This window comes from Azospira sp. (genome assembly GCF_030247495.1).
In the GTDB taxonomy this organism is placed as follows: Bacteria; Pseudomonadota; Gammaproteobacteria; order Burkholderiales; family Rhodocyclaceae; genus Azospira; species Azospira oryzae.
Genome location: NZ_JAOTRW010000003.1, coordinates 225,700 through 240,603 on the forward strand (window position 1 = coordinate 225,700; position 14,904 = coordinate 240,603).

Genomic DNA, 14,904 nt, shown 5'->3' on the forward strand with positions numbered 1-14,904 from the left:
CTTTATTCCGTGTCGATGGGTCAGGCGGCTTTCTTGCCCTTGAGGCGGTCGCCGTACACCTTGTCCTTGAAGGGCTCCACGCCCAGGCGGTCCAGGGTGTCGATGAACAGCTCATCCTCGTGGCGGTTGTCCAGGTAGACCCGGATCAGCTTTTCCACCACGCCGGCCACTTCGTCGGCGGGGAAGGAGGGGCCGATGACCTTGCCCAGGTGGGCGTTGTTGCCCTGACGGCCGCCCAGGGTGATCTGGTACCACTCCTCGTTGCCCTTATCCACGCCCAGCACGCCGATGTGGCCCACGTGGTGGTGGCCGCAGGAGTTCATGCAGCCGGAGATGTTGAGCTCGATGTCGCCGATGTCGTAGAGGTAGTCCAGGTCTTCGAACTTGGCCTGGATGGCGTTGGCGATGGGGATGGACTTGGCGTTGGCCAGGTCGCAGAAATCGCCGCCGGGGCAGCAGATCATGTCCGTGATGAGGCCGATGTTGGGCGTGGCCAGGGCGGCGGCCTTGGCGTCCTGCCACAGGGCCTGCAGCTCGTCCTGGCGCACGTCGGCCAGCACCAGGTTCTGCTCGTGGGTGACACGCACCTCGCCGAAGCTGTAGCGGTCGGCCAGATCGGCCACCCGGTCCATCTGCACATCGCTGACGTCGCCCGGGGCGGTGCCCGGCTTCTTCAGGGAAAGGGTGACGGCGGCGTAGCCCGGCACCCGGTGGGGCCGCACATTGCGCTCCACCCAGCGGGCGAAGGCGGGCTGCTCGGCCTGGGCCTGGACGAAACCGTCGTCGATGGCCGGCAGCTGCGCGTAGGCAGGAGGATTGAAGAAGGCCGCCACCCGGTCGTATTCGGCCTGGGTGATGGTGGCCGGGCCGCCCTTGAGGTGGGCCCATTCGGCTTCCACCTGCTCGGCGAATTTTTCCACGCCCAGGGCCTGCACCAGGATCTTGATGCGGGCCTTGTAGGCGTTGTCGCGCCGGCCGTAGCGGTTGTAGACCCGCAGGATGGCTTCGTTATAGGTGAGGATGTCCTGCCAGGGCAGGAACTCGCGCACCACCTGGCCGCGGATGGGGGTGCGCCCCAGGCCGCCGCCGACGATGACGCGGAAGCCCACTTCGCCCGCCTCGTTCTTGCGGATGTGCAGGCCGATGTCGTGGAACCAGGTCAGGGCCCGGTCTTCCAGGGCGCCATTCACGGCGATCTTGAACTTGCGCGGCAGGAAGGCAAATTCCGGGTGGAAGGTGCTCCACTGGCGCAGCAGCTCGCACAGGGGCCGGGGGTCCAGGATTTCATCGGCGGCGACGCCGGCGAACTGGTCCGTGGTGACGTTGCGGATGCAGTTGCCGGAAGTCTGGATGGCATGCATTTCCACTTCCGCCAGTTCCGCCAGGGCGTCGGGCACCCGCTCCAGGGGAATCCAGTTGAACTGCAGGTTGTGGCGGGTGGTGAAGTGGCCGTAGCCCTTGTCGTAGTCCCGGGCGATTTTTGCCAGGCGGCGCAGCTGGGCGCTCGACAGCATGCCGTAGGGCACGGCGACGCGGAACATGGGCGCATGGCGCTGGATGTAGAGGCCGTTCTGCAGGCGCAGGGGGCGGAACTCCTCGTCCGAGAGTTCACCGGCCTTCCAGCGGCGCACCTGGTCCCGGAATTGGGCTACCCGTTCCTGGACGAGGGCGTGGTCATAATTGTCGTAACGGTACATCGTAGGGCCTCGGGCGAAAGAGTCTTAGTGGGCAATGAGTTTGGCGCCGATCAGCACCAGCATGGTGGCCAGGATGGGGCGCAGGATTTTATCCGGTACTTTGGCCGAAATGTGGCTGCCGACCCAGATGCCGGGCAGGGAGCCGATCAGCAGGGCCGTCAGCAGCTGCCAGTCCACGCTGCCCATGAGCCAGTGGCCGGTGCCTGCCACCAGGGTCAGGGGCACGGCGTGGGCCACGTCGCTGCCGACGATACGCACGGCGGGCAGCTTGGGGTAGAGGAAGAACAGGGCGGCCACGCCCAGGGCGCCGGCGCCGACGGAGGAAATGGACACCAGCACCCCCAGGGTGGCGCCCACCGCGATGGTGATAGGCGTCTGATGCCGTTGCACGAAGGAAGTTTCGTGGCTCAGGGCGTAGGACTGCAGCTTCTTGCGGAAAATGATGGCACAGGCGGTGAGCAGCAGGGCGATGCCCAGGCAGAGGGAGATCAGGCCAGTGGTTTCCGGCCCCTGCTTGGGCAGGTGGGCCAGGATGTAGAGGGTGACGGCGGTGGCGGGCATGCTGCCGGCAGCCAGCAGGCCGACGATGCGCCATTCCACATGACCCTTGCGCGAATGCACCACGGTGCCGCCGGCCTTGGTGACGGCGGCGTAGAGCAGGTCGGTGCCGACGGCGGTGGCCGGGTGGATGCCGAACAGGAGCACCAGCAGGGGGGTCATGAGGGAACCGCCGCCGACGCCCGTCAAACCGACGATGGCGCCGACTACGAATCCAGAGAGGGTATACAGCCAGTCCATGGTGCGCCTTGTCGTGAAGTGGGGCGCATCGTAACAGCCGTTTATTGGCCTCAAAAGAATATCGTGCTACATTGATATAACCTAAAGTTATTAGCAGGCTATGTCATGAAGCTGCAGCAACTGCGCTATCTGGTCGAGGTTTCCCGCCGCGGACTGAATGTTTCCGAGGCGGCGGAAGCACTCTACACCTCCCAGCCCGGAGTCTCCAAACAGATCAAGATGCTGGAGGACGAACTGGGCATCATCGTTTTCGAGCGCAGCGGCAAGCGCCTCACCGGCATCACCGAACCGGGCAAGGCGGTGCTGGAAATATCCAACCGCATCCTGCGGGAGGCGGAAAACCTCAAGCGGGTGGGCGAGGAATACGCCGGCGGCGATTCCGGCAGCCTGGTCATTGCCACCACCCACACCCAGGCCCGCTACGCCCTGCCGCAAGTGGTGAAGCGCTTCACCGAGCGCTATCCCCGGGTGCGCCTCAACCTGCATCAGGGCAGCCCGACCCAGATCGCCGAGTGGGCGGCCAACGGCGAGGCCGACATCGCCATCGCCACCGAGGCCCTGGACCACGTGCCCAACCTGGTGACCATGCCCTGCTACCAGTGGTCCCACTGCGTCATCGCCCCGGCCGGCCACCCCATCCTGGAGCAGGGGCCCCTGTCCCTCTCGGTGCTGGCCCGCTTTCCCCTCATCACCTACGATCCGGCCTTCACCGGCGGCGGTCGCATCAGCAGCGCCTTCGAGCGCCACGGCCTGACGCCAAACGTGGTCCTCTCCGCCATCGACGCGGACGTGATCAAGACCTACGTCACCCTGGGCCTGGGCCTGGGCATCATCGCCCGCATCGCCTTCGACCCGGAGCGGGACGGCCGGCAGAACGGCCTGGTGGCCCTGGATGCGGGCCATCTGTTCGAATCCAACACCACCCGCCTGGCCCTGCGCCGGGGAACCTATCTGCGCCGCTATGAATATGATTTCATTGAGTTGTTTGCGCCGCACCTGACGCGCAAGGCGGTGGAAAAGTCCATGGAAGGCGCCCTTTCCGGCGGCGCCGGCCGGGGCGAGGACGAGTACCAGCTCTGAGCTGTCGCCGCCGATTCTCCCGGGTTCGCGGTTTTCCTTGATTTTCCTTGGAAAACCGCGTTATACTCGCCGGCTTTCCAACCTTGCCCTACCTGCGAACGCATGGCGGAGGGCTGTTAGCCAAAAGGAGAATACATGCGCCATTACGAAATCGTATTTATCGTCCATCCGGACCAGAGCGAGCAGGTTCCGGCCATGGTCGAACGTTACCGTTCGATCGTGACCACCCGCAGCGGCGTGATCCACCGTCTGGAAGATTGGGGCCGTCGTCAGCTGGCCTACCCGATCCAGAAGGTTCACAAGGCCCACTACGTGCTGATGAACATCGAGTGCGACGGCGAGACCCTGAACGAACTGGAGCACTCCTTCAAGTTCAACGACGCCGTGCTGCGTCACCTCACCGTCAAGACCAAGGCTGCCGTGACCACTCCTTCCCCCATGATGAAGGAAGAGAAGTCCAAGTCCCTGCTCGAAGGCAAGGCTGAAGCCGCTGCCGCCGAAGCGGCCCCGGCTGCCTAATTAATCGTTGGCTGCTGCGAAGCTGACTGAAAACCGCGTTGTCATCACCGGGACGCTGATCGAACACAAACCCTTGCGTTACACCCCCGCCGGCGTGCCGGTGAGCGAAGGGCGCCTGCGCCACGAATCAGAAATGATCGAAGCCGGCCACCCCCGCAAGGTCGAATGTGAAGTCAACGTCGTTGCCCTGGGAACCACAGCCAAATGGCTGCAGGATGCCGGGCCCGGCAAGGCGGTAAGACTCGAAGGGTTTCTCGCCCTGAAGAGCAAGAACAGCCGGCAGCCCATGTTGCACGTAGAACGAATCGAATTTTTGGAAGGAAATGAAAATGGCTCGACCGTTTTTCAAGAAGAAGGACGATGACAAGAAAAAGCGCCGCGGTGGCGGCATGTTCAAGCGCCGCAAGTTCTGCCGCTTCACTGCCGAGAAGATCGTCGAGATCGACTACAAGGACGTGGACCTGCTGAAGGACTTCATCGCTGAAAACGCCAAGATCATGCCGGCCCGCCTGACCGGCACCAAGGCCCACTACCAGCGCCAGCTGGGCGTCGCCGTCAAGCGCGCCCGCTACCTGGCCCTGCTGCCCTACACCGACAACCACGTTTAATCGGGAGAGAGAAACATGCAAATCATTCTTCTGGAAAAGGTTGTTAACCTGGGTAACCTGGGCGACGTGGTCAAGGTCAAGGACGGCTACGCCCGTAACTACCTGATCCCCCAGCGCAAGGCCAAGCGTGCCACCCCCGCCGCCCTGGCTGAGTTCGAAGTCAAGCGCGCCGAGCTGGAAAAGGCCCAGGCCGACAAGCTGGCCGCCGCCGAAGCCCAAGCCGGTCAGCTGAACGGCCTGATGGTCCAGATCAGCCGCAAGGCCGGTATGGACGGCCGTCTGTTCGGTTCCGTGTCCAACTTCGACATCGCCGAAGCCCTGGAAGCCCAGGGTCAGAAGGTCGAGAAGGCTGCCATCCGCATGCCCAACGGCCACCTGAAGGCCATCGGTGACTACCCCATCGATATCGCCCTGCACACCGACGTGATCGCCCAGATCACCGTCTCCGTCCTCGGCGAGCACTAAGCCCAAGCGCCCTGCGGGGCGTCTTGCGCAAAGGCCTTGCAGGTTGATCCTGTAAGGCCTTTTTCTTTTCTGCCGTCGCTGCAACGGGCCCCAATGGGCGGCGGCAGAGTAGAATTGCCCTTCCTCGACATTGACCTCGCCATGAACAAGCCCCGTCGTTTCTCCCGCTCCGACCCTTCCGATTCCCCCATCGATCCGGCCCTGGCCCAGTTGCGGGTGCCGCCCAATTCCCTGGAGGCCGAACAGTCCCTGCTGGGCGGCCTGCTGCTGGACAACCAGGCCTGGGACAAGGTGGGTGACATGGTCGCCGAGGGCGACTTCTACCGGGACGAACACCGGCGCATTTTCCGCCAGATCCAGCGCCTGCTCTCCCTGGGCAAGCCGGCGGACGTGGTGACGGTGTCCGAGGCCCTGGATGCGGCCGGCGAGACCGAACATACCGGCGGCCTGGCCTATCTGGGCGAACTGGCGGCCAATACGCCGTCGGCCTCCAACATCCGCCGCTACGCCGAAATCGTGCGGGAGCGGGCCATCCTGCGCCAGCTGGTGACGGCCGGCGACGAGATCGCCTCCAGCGCCCTCAACCCCCTGGGGCGGGATGCCAAGACCCTGCTCGACGAAGCCGAGACCCGGGTTTTCGAAATCGCGGAAAAGGGCGCCCATTCCCAGCAGGGTTTCGTGCACATCAACCCCCTGCTCAACGAGGTGGTGCAGAAGATCGAGGAACTGCACGACCGGGACAATCCCTCCGACGTCACCGGCGTGCCCACCGGCTTCATCGACCTGGATTCCAAGACCTCCGGTCTGCAGCCCGGCGACCTCATCATCGTCGCCGGCCGCCCCTCCATGGGCAAGACCGCCTTCGCCCTCAACATCGCCGAATACGTGGCGGTGGAGCAGGGCCTGCCGGTGGGCGTGTTCTCCATGGAAATGGGCGGCGCCCAGCTGGCCATGCGGATGGTGGCGTCCCTCGGGCGCCTCGATTCCCACCGCCTGCGTACCGGCCGCCTCAACGACGAGGAGTGGTCCCGCCTCTCCATGGCCCTCGGCAAGATGCACGAGAAGCCCCTCTACATCGACGAGACCGGCGGCCTCAACCCCTTGGACCTGCGGGCCCGGGCCCGGCGCCTGGCGCGCCAGTACGGCGGCAAGCTGGGCCTGATCGTGATCGACTACCTGCAGCTGATGGTCTCCGCCAAGGCCGGCGGCGGCGAGAACCGGGCCACGGAAGTGTCGGAAATCTCCCGGGCCCTGAAGTCCCTGGCCAAGGAACTGTCGGTGCCGGTGATCGCCCTCTCCCAGCTGTCGCGGAAGGTGGAAGAGCGGACCGACAAGCGCCCCATGATGTCCGACTTGCGCGAATCCGGCGCCATCGAACAGGATGCGGACGTGATCATGATGATGTACCGGGACGACTACTACAACAAGGAAAAGAGCCAGTATCCGGGCCAGGCCGAAGTCATCATCGGCAAGCAGCGTAACGGCCCCACCGGCACGGTGCACCTTACCTTCCTCGGCGAATACACCCGCTTCGAGAACTGCGCCTTCCAGGGCAGCCGGGGTCCCGAGTACTGATCCTGGCGGGACTCTCGGCGTGAAGACCCTGCTCGTCGTCTTCCACTCCCAGACCGGCGGCGCCGCCGCCATGGCCGAGGCCGCCGCCCGGGGCGCCGGCGACGAGCCGCTGGTGACGGTGCGCCTGCGCCATGCCGACAGCGTCGGCCCGGCGGACCTGCTGGCGGCCGATGCCTATCTCTTCGTCACGCCGGAATACCTGGGGGCCATGGCCGGCCGACTCAAGGATTTCTTCGACCGCAGCTACTACCCCGTCCTGGATCGTCTCAACGGCCGTCCCTACGCCGTCCTGGTGTGCGCCGGCAGCGACGGCCAGGGGGCGGCCCGGCAGGTGATGCGCATCGCCACCGGCTGGCGCCTCAAGGCGGTGGCCGAGCCCCTCATCGTGTGCACCCGGGCCCAGACGCCGGAGGCCATCCTGGCTCCCAAGATTCTGGCGGCGGACGATCTGGACCGCTGCGCCGAAGTGGGCGCCGCCCTGGCGGCAGGCCTGGCCCTCGGCATCTACTGAAGGCCGCACCGGGACGGCGGGCCGCTCCGCTGCCTTCCCGGGGGGCAATGGGGGCGGCGTTGTTCCGGCTATGTGCCCGTAAATAAAAGAAAGACGCCATTCTCCGCCGCATGTGCCTGGAGAATGGCGTCTTTATTGCCTTCCATGGCTTCCCCTGGTGGGAGGGAAGCGTCTACCGGGACTAGCCCTCGCTGGGACGGGCTTCCAGGCTGATGCTGCCCTGGCGGCCCAGCAGGCGCACGCTGCCGTCCCGCTCCACCTGGGCCAGCAGGGGCCGGTCCACCACCGGCAGGGATTCGCCGGGGCCCTGGGGCAGATGCACCCCGTCGGCACTGCTGTAGGCGGCCCAGTTCATTTCCCAGAAGCCGAAGAGACGCTTGCGCAGGGCGCCGCTGTCCCCGTCCTGGCGCTGGGCCAGGGCCGCATCGGCCGGGTCCACCGGCACCCAGCCGTAGAAGGGGGCGTGGAATTCGGCGCGCCAGTGCTGGGCGGTGGAAACGTCGCCGCTGGCGCCCAGGCTGGGGGACTGGCGGGAAGGGCCGAGGCGCTGGCCGCTGACCCGGCGGGCGGGAATGCCGCAGGCCCGGCACAGGGCGACGAAGATGCCGGCCAGGCCGGCGCCGCCGTCGTTGCGGGCGCAGAGGGCGGCCTGGATGGACTCGGGGGCGCCGCTGCAGCTGATGCCGTGATCCACCACCCAGTCGTAGATGGCCAGGGCCTGGGGCATGGGTTCCCGGATGCGGCCGGTGATGCGTTCGGCCAGCTCGGCCAGCACGTCCTGGGGCCAGGGGCCCAGGCTCTGCAGGTTCTGGTTGAGCACTTCCTCCGTCTCCGGCGTGGCGCCGCGGCGGGTGATGTCGAACAGGCGCTGGCGGGTGCCCAGGCGCAGCTTCAGTTCCAGGGTCGGAGCCCGGGTGCCGGCGGGCCATTCGGCGAAGAAGGTCAGCAGGCCGCTGTCCCCGTCCCGGCGCAGGCCGGCCTTGCCGTAGTTGCCCTGCCAGTCCAGGTCTTCCACCCGCTGCCAGTCGTTTTCCGAAGGTACGGGAATCCAGGCCCGCAGGGGCTGGCCGCTGTCCGGCGCGGCGACCTTGACCACCAGGTCGTAATGGCGCCAGGACTGCTGGCGCGGACGGGGCAGGGGGGCCGGGCGCATGCCGGTGACGTGGCCGGCGGGCGGCTGGTTGGGGGCGGAGGGACGCAGGTTGGCGGTATTGCCCCTGGCGTTGCTTTTGGCCGGAGCCGCCTTGGCGCCGGCCTTGCCGGCCGGCTTCTTGGCCGTCGCCTTGGCGGCGGGCTTGGAACTTGTATTGGTATTGGTTTTCTTGGCAGCGAGGACGCTACCGGGAGCGACGGCAAGGCCGCCGGCAAGCGCGAGAAAGGCACGGCGCTTCATGCTCAGTCCTCCGGAAAAACTAAAGCCGCACCAGGTGCGGCTTTAGGGGGATGAAAACGTGGAAAAATTATAGCACTTCGGCCGCGTGGTCAGCCAAGCGGGAACGCTCGCCCCGTTGCAGGGTGATGTGGCCGGAGTGGGTCCAGCCCTTGAAGCGGTCCACCACGTAGGTGAGACCGGAGGAACCCTCGGTCAGGTAGGGCGTGTCGATCTGGGCGATGTTGCCCAGACAGACCACCTTGGTGCCCGGGCCGGCCCGGGTGATGAGGGTCTTCATCTGCTTCGGCGTCAGGTTCTGGGCCTCGTCGATGATCAGGTACTTGTTGATGAAGGTGCGGCCCCGCATGAAGTTGAGGGACTTGACCTTGATGCGGCTGCGGATCAGGTCCCGGGTGGCGGCCCGGCCCCAGTCGCCGGCCTCGTCGTCGGTCTTGTTGAGCACGTCCAGGTTGTCCTCCAGGGCGCCCATCCAGGGGGCCATCTTCTCCTCTTCGGTGCCGGGCAGAAAGCCGATGTCCTCGCCTACCGGCACCGTCACCCGGGTCATGATGATCTCCGAGTACTGCTTGGTCTCCAGCACCTGGGTCAGGCCCGCGGCCAGGGTCAGCAGGGTCTTGCCGGTGCCGGCCTGGCCCAGCAGGGTGATGAAATCCACCTCCGGGTCCATCAGCAGGTTGAGGGCGAAATTCTGTTCCCGGTTGCGGGCGGTGATGCCCCAGACGTTGTTCTTGGGGTGGGTGAAGTCGATCAGGGTTTCCAGCTCGGCGCTCTTGCCTGAAACGTTGCGCACCAGGGCGTAGAGGGGCTGGGGACCTTCCTGGTAGACGAATTCGTTGACCAGCAGGTGGGAGCAGAGGGGTCCCTTGATGCGGTAGTAGGTGCGGCCTTCCCGCTTGCCCGACTCCATGCCCTGGCCGTGCTTGTCCCAGAAGTCCGCCGGCAGTTCCCGCACGCCGGTGTACAGCAGGTCAGTGTCTTCCAGGACCTTGTCGTTGAAATAGTCCTCGGCGGCCAGGCCCAGGGTGCGGGCCTTGATGCGCATGTTGATGTCTTTCGACACCAGGATCACCGAACGCTTGGGGTAGCGGCGCTGCAAGTGGAAGACGACGGCCAGGATCTGGTTGTCGTACTTGGAGGTGGGCAGGGCCTGGGGCAGTTCGGAACTGATGGCCTCGGTCTGCAGGAACAGGTGGCCGGTGGCCAGCTTGCTGGACGGGGTTTCCAGGGAAATGCCGCCCTCGATCTCGTCGCCGGCGTGGGCCAGGATGTCGTCCAGGGTACGGCTGGCCTGGCGGGCATTGCGGGAGATTTCCGACATGCCCTTCTTGTTGTTGTCCAGCTCCTCCAACACCATCATGGGCAGAAACACATCGTGTTCTTCGAAGCGGAAAAGGCTGGTGGGATCGTGCATCAGCACGTTGGTGTCGAGGACGAAAATCTTGCAGCGGGAAGAGGCGGTGGAGGAAGAGGAAGCTACCGTTTTGCTGCTCGCGGCGGGTTTGCGGGCCATGGGGCGTCCTGTCGGTCGAGGGTCAGAGGGATGTGACGAAATCGAGTACTTCCTGGGCGTGGCCGGGCACCTTCACCCCGCGCCATTCCTTGCGCAGCTTGCCTTTGCCGTCGATGACGAAGGTGCTGCGCTCGATGCCCCTTACCTGTTTCCCATACATGTTTTTCAATTTCATGACACCGAACAGGGAACACAGGGTTTCGTCCGGATCGGAGATCAGGTCGAAGGGCAGGTTCTGCTTGGTACGGAAGTTTTCGTGGGACTTGAGGGAATCCCGGGACACCCCGAGGACCAGGGCGCCGGCGGCGACGAATTGCGGGTGCAGGTCGCGGAACTGCTGGGCTTCGGTGGTACAGCCGGGGGTGCTGTCCTTGGGGTAGAAGTAGAGGACGACGGTCTTGCCGGCGTGGGCGGAGAGGGTGAAGGGGCTGGTGCCGGTGGCCGGCAGGGAGAAGTCGGGAACGCTGCTGTCGGGGGAGAGGGGGGTATCGGCCATATTGGAGCTCCGTGGTTTTTTGTCCATTGTTGGAGCAAACCCGGGAGCGGGTCAAGGCCGCCAGGGGCCGACGGAGCTCAGACCCGGGCCAGCAGTTCCTCGCCGCGGCAGCGTTCGGCCAGCCAGCCCAGGCCCAGTCCGGCCAGACTGGCGTGCAGCTGTTCCGGCCGGGCCGTGGCCTGCAACAGCAGCCGGCCCTGGCCCTGGGCCGAAGCGCCGGCCAGGCGCTGGGCCTGGCGGGCCACCGCCTCGGCCACGTCCACCAGCTGGGCGCGGCCAGCCACCAGGGGCGCCAGCAGGGGGGTGAGGAAGGAATAGTGGGTACAGCCCAGGACCAGCTGATCGGCGCCGGCATCCAGCAGCCGCTGCATCTTGAGGCGGACTTCGGCGACGAATTCGGGGGTCTGCAGGTCCCGGCTCTCGACCCGGGTGGCCCAGCCGGGGCAGGGCTCCACCAGCACGTCCACGCCGTCGGCATGGTCCCGGATGAGGCGGGCCAGGCGTTCGCTGCGGGCGGTGGATTCGGTGGCGAGGACGGCGATGCGGCGGCTGCGGCTGGCCTTGGCCGCCGGCTTGACCCCGGGCTCGACGCCGACCACCGGGATGTGGGGCAGGGCGGCGCGCAGCATCTGCACGGCAGCGGCGGTGGCGGTGTTGCAGGCGACGACGATGAGGCCGCAGTCCTGTTCCGCCAGATGGTGGCCGATGGCCAGCACCCGGCCCTGGATGAAGGCGTCGCTGCGCGGCCCGTAGGGCACGTGGGCGGTATCCGCCAGGTAGGTGAGGTCTGCCGTGGGCAGGCTGCGGGCGATGGCGGCCAGGACCGAGAGGCCGCCGATACCGCTGTCGAAGATGCCGATCATGGCGGGGGATTTTACCGCGCCGCGACCACCACCAGTTCCACTTTATAACCGGGCTTGGCCAGGCGGGCCTGGACGCAGGCCCGGGAAGGGGCACTGCCGGCGGGCAGCCAGGCATCCCAGACCTCGTTCATGGCATCGTAGTCGGCCATGTCGGCCAGATAGATGGTGACCTGCAGCAGGCGGCTCTTGTCGCTGCCGGCCCTGGCCAGCAACTGCTCGATGCTGGCCAGGATTTCCCGGGTCTGGGTGGCGGCATCGGCCTCCAGGGTCTGGGCCACTTCCACCAGGTAGATGGTGTCGTTGTGGATCACCACGTCGGAGTAGCGGGGCGTGGTGCCGAAGCGTTCGATGGGCATGGGATGTTTCCGCAAAAAGGGGAGGGCTATCGGCGCCAGCCGATTTCCCGGGCGCTGGCAGGGCCGACCAGGGTTTCGTCCAGGGAGTCGGGAATGCGGGCCCGGTCGGGGCCGAGGGGGAGGCGGCCGGCCATCAGTTCGGCTTCGCTCTGGGGATAGCGCGGCTCCTGGAACGGCGCGGCATAGCCGTCGGGGTGCAGGGGCAGGCCGGTGGCCATGTCGTACTTGTCGCTGGCGCCCAGGGTATGCAGCAGCTCGTGGGCGGCGACGACGTGGTTCTGCGCCGTCTGGCGCGGGTCGGCGAAGAGATGCACGACGCCCAGCATGCCCTTCTCCAGGCCGCTGGAATGGGGCACCCGGGGGTTCAGGGCCGGATCGTGATAGAGCAGGTAGAGGCGCACCTGGGGCTTGGGGCTGGTGGGCGGCGATTGTTTCCAGGCCCAGTAGCGCAGCTGCAGGCTCCACAGGATGCTGTCGAGCACGCTGCCGCCCTGGGGGCGGGGCGGCGGCAGCTGGCGGATTTCCCCGCCCAGGGTGATGTCCACCGGACGCAGGGTGGTGACGCCGTGGCGCGCCGCTTCGCTGTTCAGGTAATCGCTGATGGGCTGGAAACTGTCCTCACCGAGGCGCTGGAGATAGCGCCGGGTGGCGGCACTGTCGTCGGCCGCCAGGGGATAGACGGCGACGCGCAGAGTGCCTTTCCATGCCGTGGCGTTGGCCTTGGCATGCCAGGCGGAAAAGGCCACCGACGCCAGTACCAGCAGCAGTACGGCGATGCGTAGACGACGCCACATGGCGGTCGGTGGTCTTGAGCGGAGAGCTTAGGCTTTGACCGGGATCTTGCCGATCTTGACCTGCCATTCCTTGGGGCCGGTCTCATGCACGCTGGTGCCGGAGGAATCCACGGCCACGGTGACGGGCATGTTCTGCACCTCGAACTCGTAGATGGCTTCCATGCCCAGGTCGGCAAAGCCCACCACCTTGGCGCTCTTGATGGCCTTGGCCACCAGGTAGGCGGCACCGCCCACGGCCATCAGGTAGGCGGACTTGTTGTCCTTGATGGCCTCGATGGCAACGGGGCCGCGCTCGGACTTGCCGATCATGGAGATGAGGCCGGTCTTCTCGAGCATCATGCGGGTGAACTTGTCCATGCGGGTGGCGGTGGTGGGGCCGGCGGGGCCGACCACTTCGTCGCGCACCGGGTCCACGGGGCCCACGTAGTAGATGACCCGGTTGGTGAAGTCCACCGGCAGCTTCTCGCCCTTGGCCAGCATGTCGGCGATGCGCTTGTGGGCGGCATCGCGGCCGGTCAGCATCTTGCCGTTGAGCAGCAGCTTCTGGCCCGGCTTCCAGGAGGCCACTTCTTCCTTGGTCAGGGTATCCAGATTGACCTGGGTGGCGGCCTTCAGGTCCGGGGTCCAGGTCACGGCAGGCCAGTCTTCCAGCTTGGGCGGCTCGATCTTGGCGGGGCCGGAACCATCCAGGTGGAAGTGGCAGTGGCGGGTGGCGGCGCAGTTGGGCACCAGGGCCACGGGCAGGTTGGCGGCGTGGCAGGGGTAGTCCAGCACCTTGACGTCGAGCACGGTGGTGAGGCCGCCCAGGCCCTGGGCGCCGACGCCCAGGGCGTTTACCTTCTCGTACAGCTCCAGGCGCAGTTCTTCGGCCCGGGTCAGCTTGGCGCCGCTCTTGGCCTTGTCCTGCAGATCATGGATGTCCACCGGGGCCATGATGGATTCCTTGGCCAGCAGCATGGCCTTTTCGGGAGTGCCGCCGATGCCGATGCCGATGATGCCGGGAGGACACCAGCCGGCGCCCATCTCGGGGATCTTCTTGAGGACCCAGTCCACCAGGTCGTCGGAGGGGTTGAGCATGGCGAACTTGGACTTGGCTTCGGAGCCGCCGCCCTTGGCGGCGCAGATCACTTCCACGTGGTCGCCGGGAACGATCTCGAAGTGCACCACGGCCGGGGTGTTGTCCTTGGTGTTCTTGCGGGCGCCGGCCGGGTCGGCCAGCACGGAGGCGCGCAGGGGGTTGTCCGGGTTGGCGTAGGCGCGGCGCACGCCTTCATTGACCATTTCCTGCAGGCTCATGGTGGCGTCGTCCCAGCGGACGTTCATGCCGACCTTGAGGAAGACCATGCCGATACCGGTGTCCTGGCAGATGGGGCGGTGGCCTTCGGCGGCCATGCGGGAGTTGGTCAGGATCTGGGCAATGGCGTCCTTGGCGGCGGGGGATTCCTCACGCTCGTAGGCTTCGCCCAGGGCCTTGATGTAGTCCAGGGGGTGGTAGTAGCTGATGTACTGGAAAGCGTCCGCGATGGACTGGATCAGGTCTTCCTGGCGAATGGAACTCATGCTGGGTTTCCTCAGTGCTTGGATTGGAGGTTGAGGGTCTGATTCATGACTTTGTCCGTAACGGCCATCATGAACGCGGAAACGACGAATACAGCGTGGATGCCCACCTGCCAGCCGAGGACCCGGTCGTCCAGCTGGGCGGCATTGATGAAGCTCTTCAGCAGGTGAATGGAGGAAATGCCGATGAGGGCCGTGGCCAGCTTTACCTTGAGGACGCCGGCATTGACGTGGGACAGCCATTCCGGCTGGTCCGGGTGACCCTCGATGTCCAGCTTGGAGACGAAAGTCTCGTAGCCGCCGATGATGACCATGATGAGCAGGTTGGCGATCATCACCACGTCGATCAGGCCGAGGACGATGAGCATGGTCTTGGCTTCGTCCAGGTGGGCGATGTCGGCCACCAGGTGGGACAGTTCCATCATGAACTGAACCACGTAGATGCCCTGGGCGACGATGAGTCCGAGGTAGAGGGGGGCCTGCAGCCAGCGGCTGGAGAAGATCAGGCGCTCCATATTGTTTTGGAATTTGGAATTCATCTTTGTGCGTTGCAAGGTTGTTGGAACCGTTGGGAGCGCGGATTTTAGCATGCCTAGGTGGCTGATTTTGGTGCTCTTTTATGCTGCGGCGCAGCGAGGAGGTGTAAGGGCACTGTAAGAAAGGGGGGGTTTAATCGCGGCCA

17 protein-coding genes are annotated in these 14,904 nt (G+C 65.8%); 7 read left to right on the plus strand and 10 right to left on the minus strand.

What is annotated here, in order from left to right; translation table 11 throughout:
• Nucleotides 1-20: 20 nt before the first annotated feature.
• Both OEL49_RS04485 and OEL49_RS04490 read right to left on the minus strand, forming a co-directional pair.
• A complete protein-coding gene (locus OEL49_RS04485) occupies nt 21-1,697 on the minus strand; it encodes a nitrite/sulfite reductase (protein WP_014237056.1) in 1,677 nt (558 codons plus the stop codon).
• A 24-nt stretch (nt 1,698-1,721) separates the two neighbouring features.
• On the minus strand, nt 1,722-2,495 hold the full coding sequence (locus OEL49_RS04490) for a sulfite exporter TauE/SafE family protein (RefSeq protein ID WP_014237057.1): 774 nt from the start codon (nt 2,493-2,495) through the stop codon (nt 1,722-1,724).
• A gap of 105 nt (nt 2,496-2,600) precedes the next feature.
• Between OEL49_RS04490 and cysB the strand changes: the two genes are divergently transcribed.
• The 7 genes from cysB to OEL49_RS04525 all read left to right on the plus strand — a co-directional run bounded on the left by cysB (nt 2,601) and on the right by OEL49_RS04525 (nt 7,253).
• Nucleotides 2,601-3,575 carry an HTH-type transcriptional regulator CysB gene (gene cysB, locus OEL49_RS04495; protein ID WP_014237058.1) on the plus strand — a complete coding sequence of 325 codons (975 nt, stop codon included), beginning with the start codon at nt 2,601-2,603 and terminating at the stop codon, nt 3,573-3,575.
• 135 nt (nt 3,576-3,710) lie between these two features.
• Complete coding sequence (rpsF, locus tag OEL49_RS04500; protein WP_014237059.1) at nt 3,711-4,094, plus strand: 30S ribosomal protein S6; 384 nt, start codon at nt 3,711-3,713, stop codon at nt 4,092-4,094.
• Nucleotides 4,095-4,101: 7 nt separating this feature from the next.
• Nucleotides 4,102-4,458: a primosomal replication protein N gene (priB, locus tag OEL49_RS04505; RefSeq protein WP_232058863.1), complete on the plus strand. Its 357-nt coding sequence runs from the start codon at nt 4,102-4,104 to the stop codon at nt 4,456-4,458.
• Nucleotides 4,459-4,483: 25 nt separating this feature from the next.
• Nucleotides 4,484-4,702, plus strand: coding sequence for a 30S ribosomal protein S18 (rpsR, locus tag OEL49_RS04510; protein WP_232058886.1), 219 nt, complete (start codon nt 4,484-4,486; stop codon nt 4,700-4,702).
• Nucleotides 4,703-4,717: 15 nt separating this feature from the next.
• Nucleotides 4,718-5,167, plus strand: coding sequence for a 50S ribosomal protein L9 (gene rplI, locus OEL49_RS04515; protein ID WP_014237062.1), 450 nt, complete (start codon nt 4,718-4,720; stop codon nt 5,165-5,167).
• A 141-nt stretch (nt 5,168-5,308) separates the two neighbouring features.
• Nucleotides 5,309-6,742 (plus strand): replicative DNA helicase, encoded by a 1,434-nt coding sequence (dnaB, locus tag OEL49_RS04520; protein ID WP_043799125.1) that lies wholly within the window; start codon nt 5,309-5,311, stop codon nt 6,740-6,742.
• 19 nt (nt 6,743-6,761) lie between these two features.
• Nucleotides 6,762-7,253: a flavodoxin family protein gene (locus OEL49_RS04525; RefSeq protein ID WP_287874084.1), complete on the plus strand. Its 492-nt coding sequence runs from the start codon at nt 6,762-6,764 to the stop codon at nt 7,251-7,253.
• Between the two features lie 181 nt (nt 7,254-7,434).
• Here the strand turns inward: OEL49_RS04525 and OEL49_RS04530 are convergent, their stop codons facing one another.
• The 8 genes from OEL49_RS04530 to OEL49_RS04565 form a co-directional block, all read right to left on the minus strand.
• Nucleotides 7,435-8,646: a transglutaminase-like domain-containing protein gene (locus tag OEL49_RS04530; RefSeq protein WP_152089502.1), complete on the minus strand. Its 1,212-nt coding sequence runs from the start codon at nt 8,644-8,646 to the stop codon at nt 7,435-7,437.
• 67 nt (nt 8,647-8,713) lie between these two features.
• Entirely contained in the window at nt 8,714-10,156 is a 1,443-nt protein-coding gene (locus OEL49_RS04535) for a PhoH family protein (protein ID WP_014237066.1), read from the minus strand.
• A 22-nt stretch (nt 10,157-10,178) separates the two neighbouring features.
• The gene (locus tag OEL49_RS04540) at nt 10,179-10,652 is read right to left on the minus strand and encodes a peroxiredoxin (protein ID WP_014237067.1); all 474 of its coding nucleotides are present in this window, start codon (nt 10,650-10,652) and stop codon (nt 10,179-10,181) included.
• 77 nt (nt 10,653-10,729) lie between these two features.
• Entirely contained in the window at nt 10,730-11,515 is a 786-nt protein-coding gene (gene murI / locus OEL49_RS04545; RefSeq protein ID WP_014237068.1) for a glutamate racemase, read from the minus strand.
• An 11-nt stretch (nt 11,516-11,526) separates the two neighbouring features.
• Nucleotides 11,527-11,871 carry a RidA family protein gene (locus tag OEL49_RS04550; protein WP_014237069.1) on the minus strand — a complete coding sequence of 115 codons (345 nt, stop codon included), beginning with the start codon at nt 11,869-11,871 and terminating at the stop codon, nt 11,527-11,529.
• 26 nt (nt 11,872-11,897) lie between these two features.
• Entirely contained in the window at nt 11,898-12,665 is a 768-nt protein-coding gene (locus tag OEL49_RS04555; RefSeq protein ID WP_014237070.1) for a hypothetical protein, read from the minus strand.
• Between the two features lie 27 nt (nt 12,666-12,692).
• Nucleotides 12,693-14,225: a fumarate hydratase gene (locus tag OEL49_RS04560; RefSeq protein WP_014237071.1), complete on the minus strand. Its 1,533-nt coding sequence runs from the start codon at nt 14,223-14,225 to the stop codon at nt 12,693-12,695.
• An 11-nt stretch (nt 14,226-14,236) separates the two neighbouring features.
• A complete protein-coding gene (locus OEL49_RS04565; RefSeq protein ID WP_014237072.1) occupies nt 14,237-14,761 on the minus strand; it encodes a TIGR00645 family protein in 525 nt (174 codons plus the stop codon).
• Nucleotides 14,762-14,904: the final 143 nt, after the last annotated feature.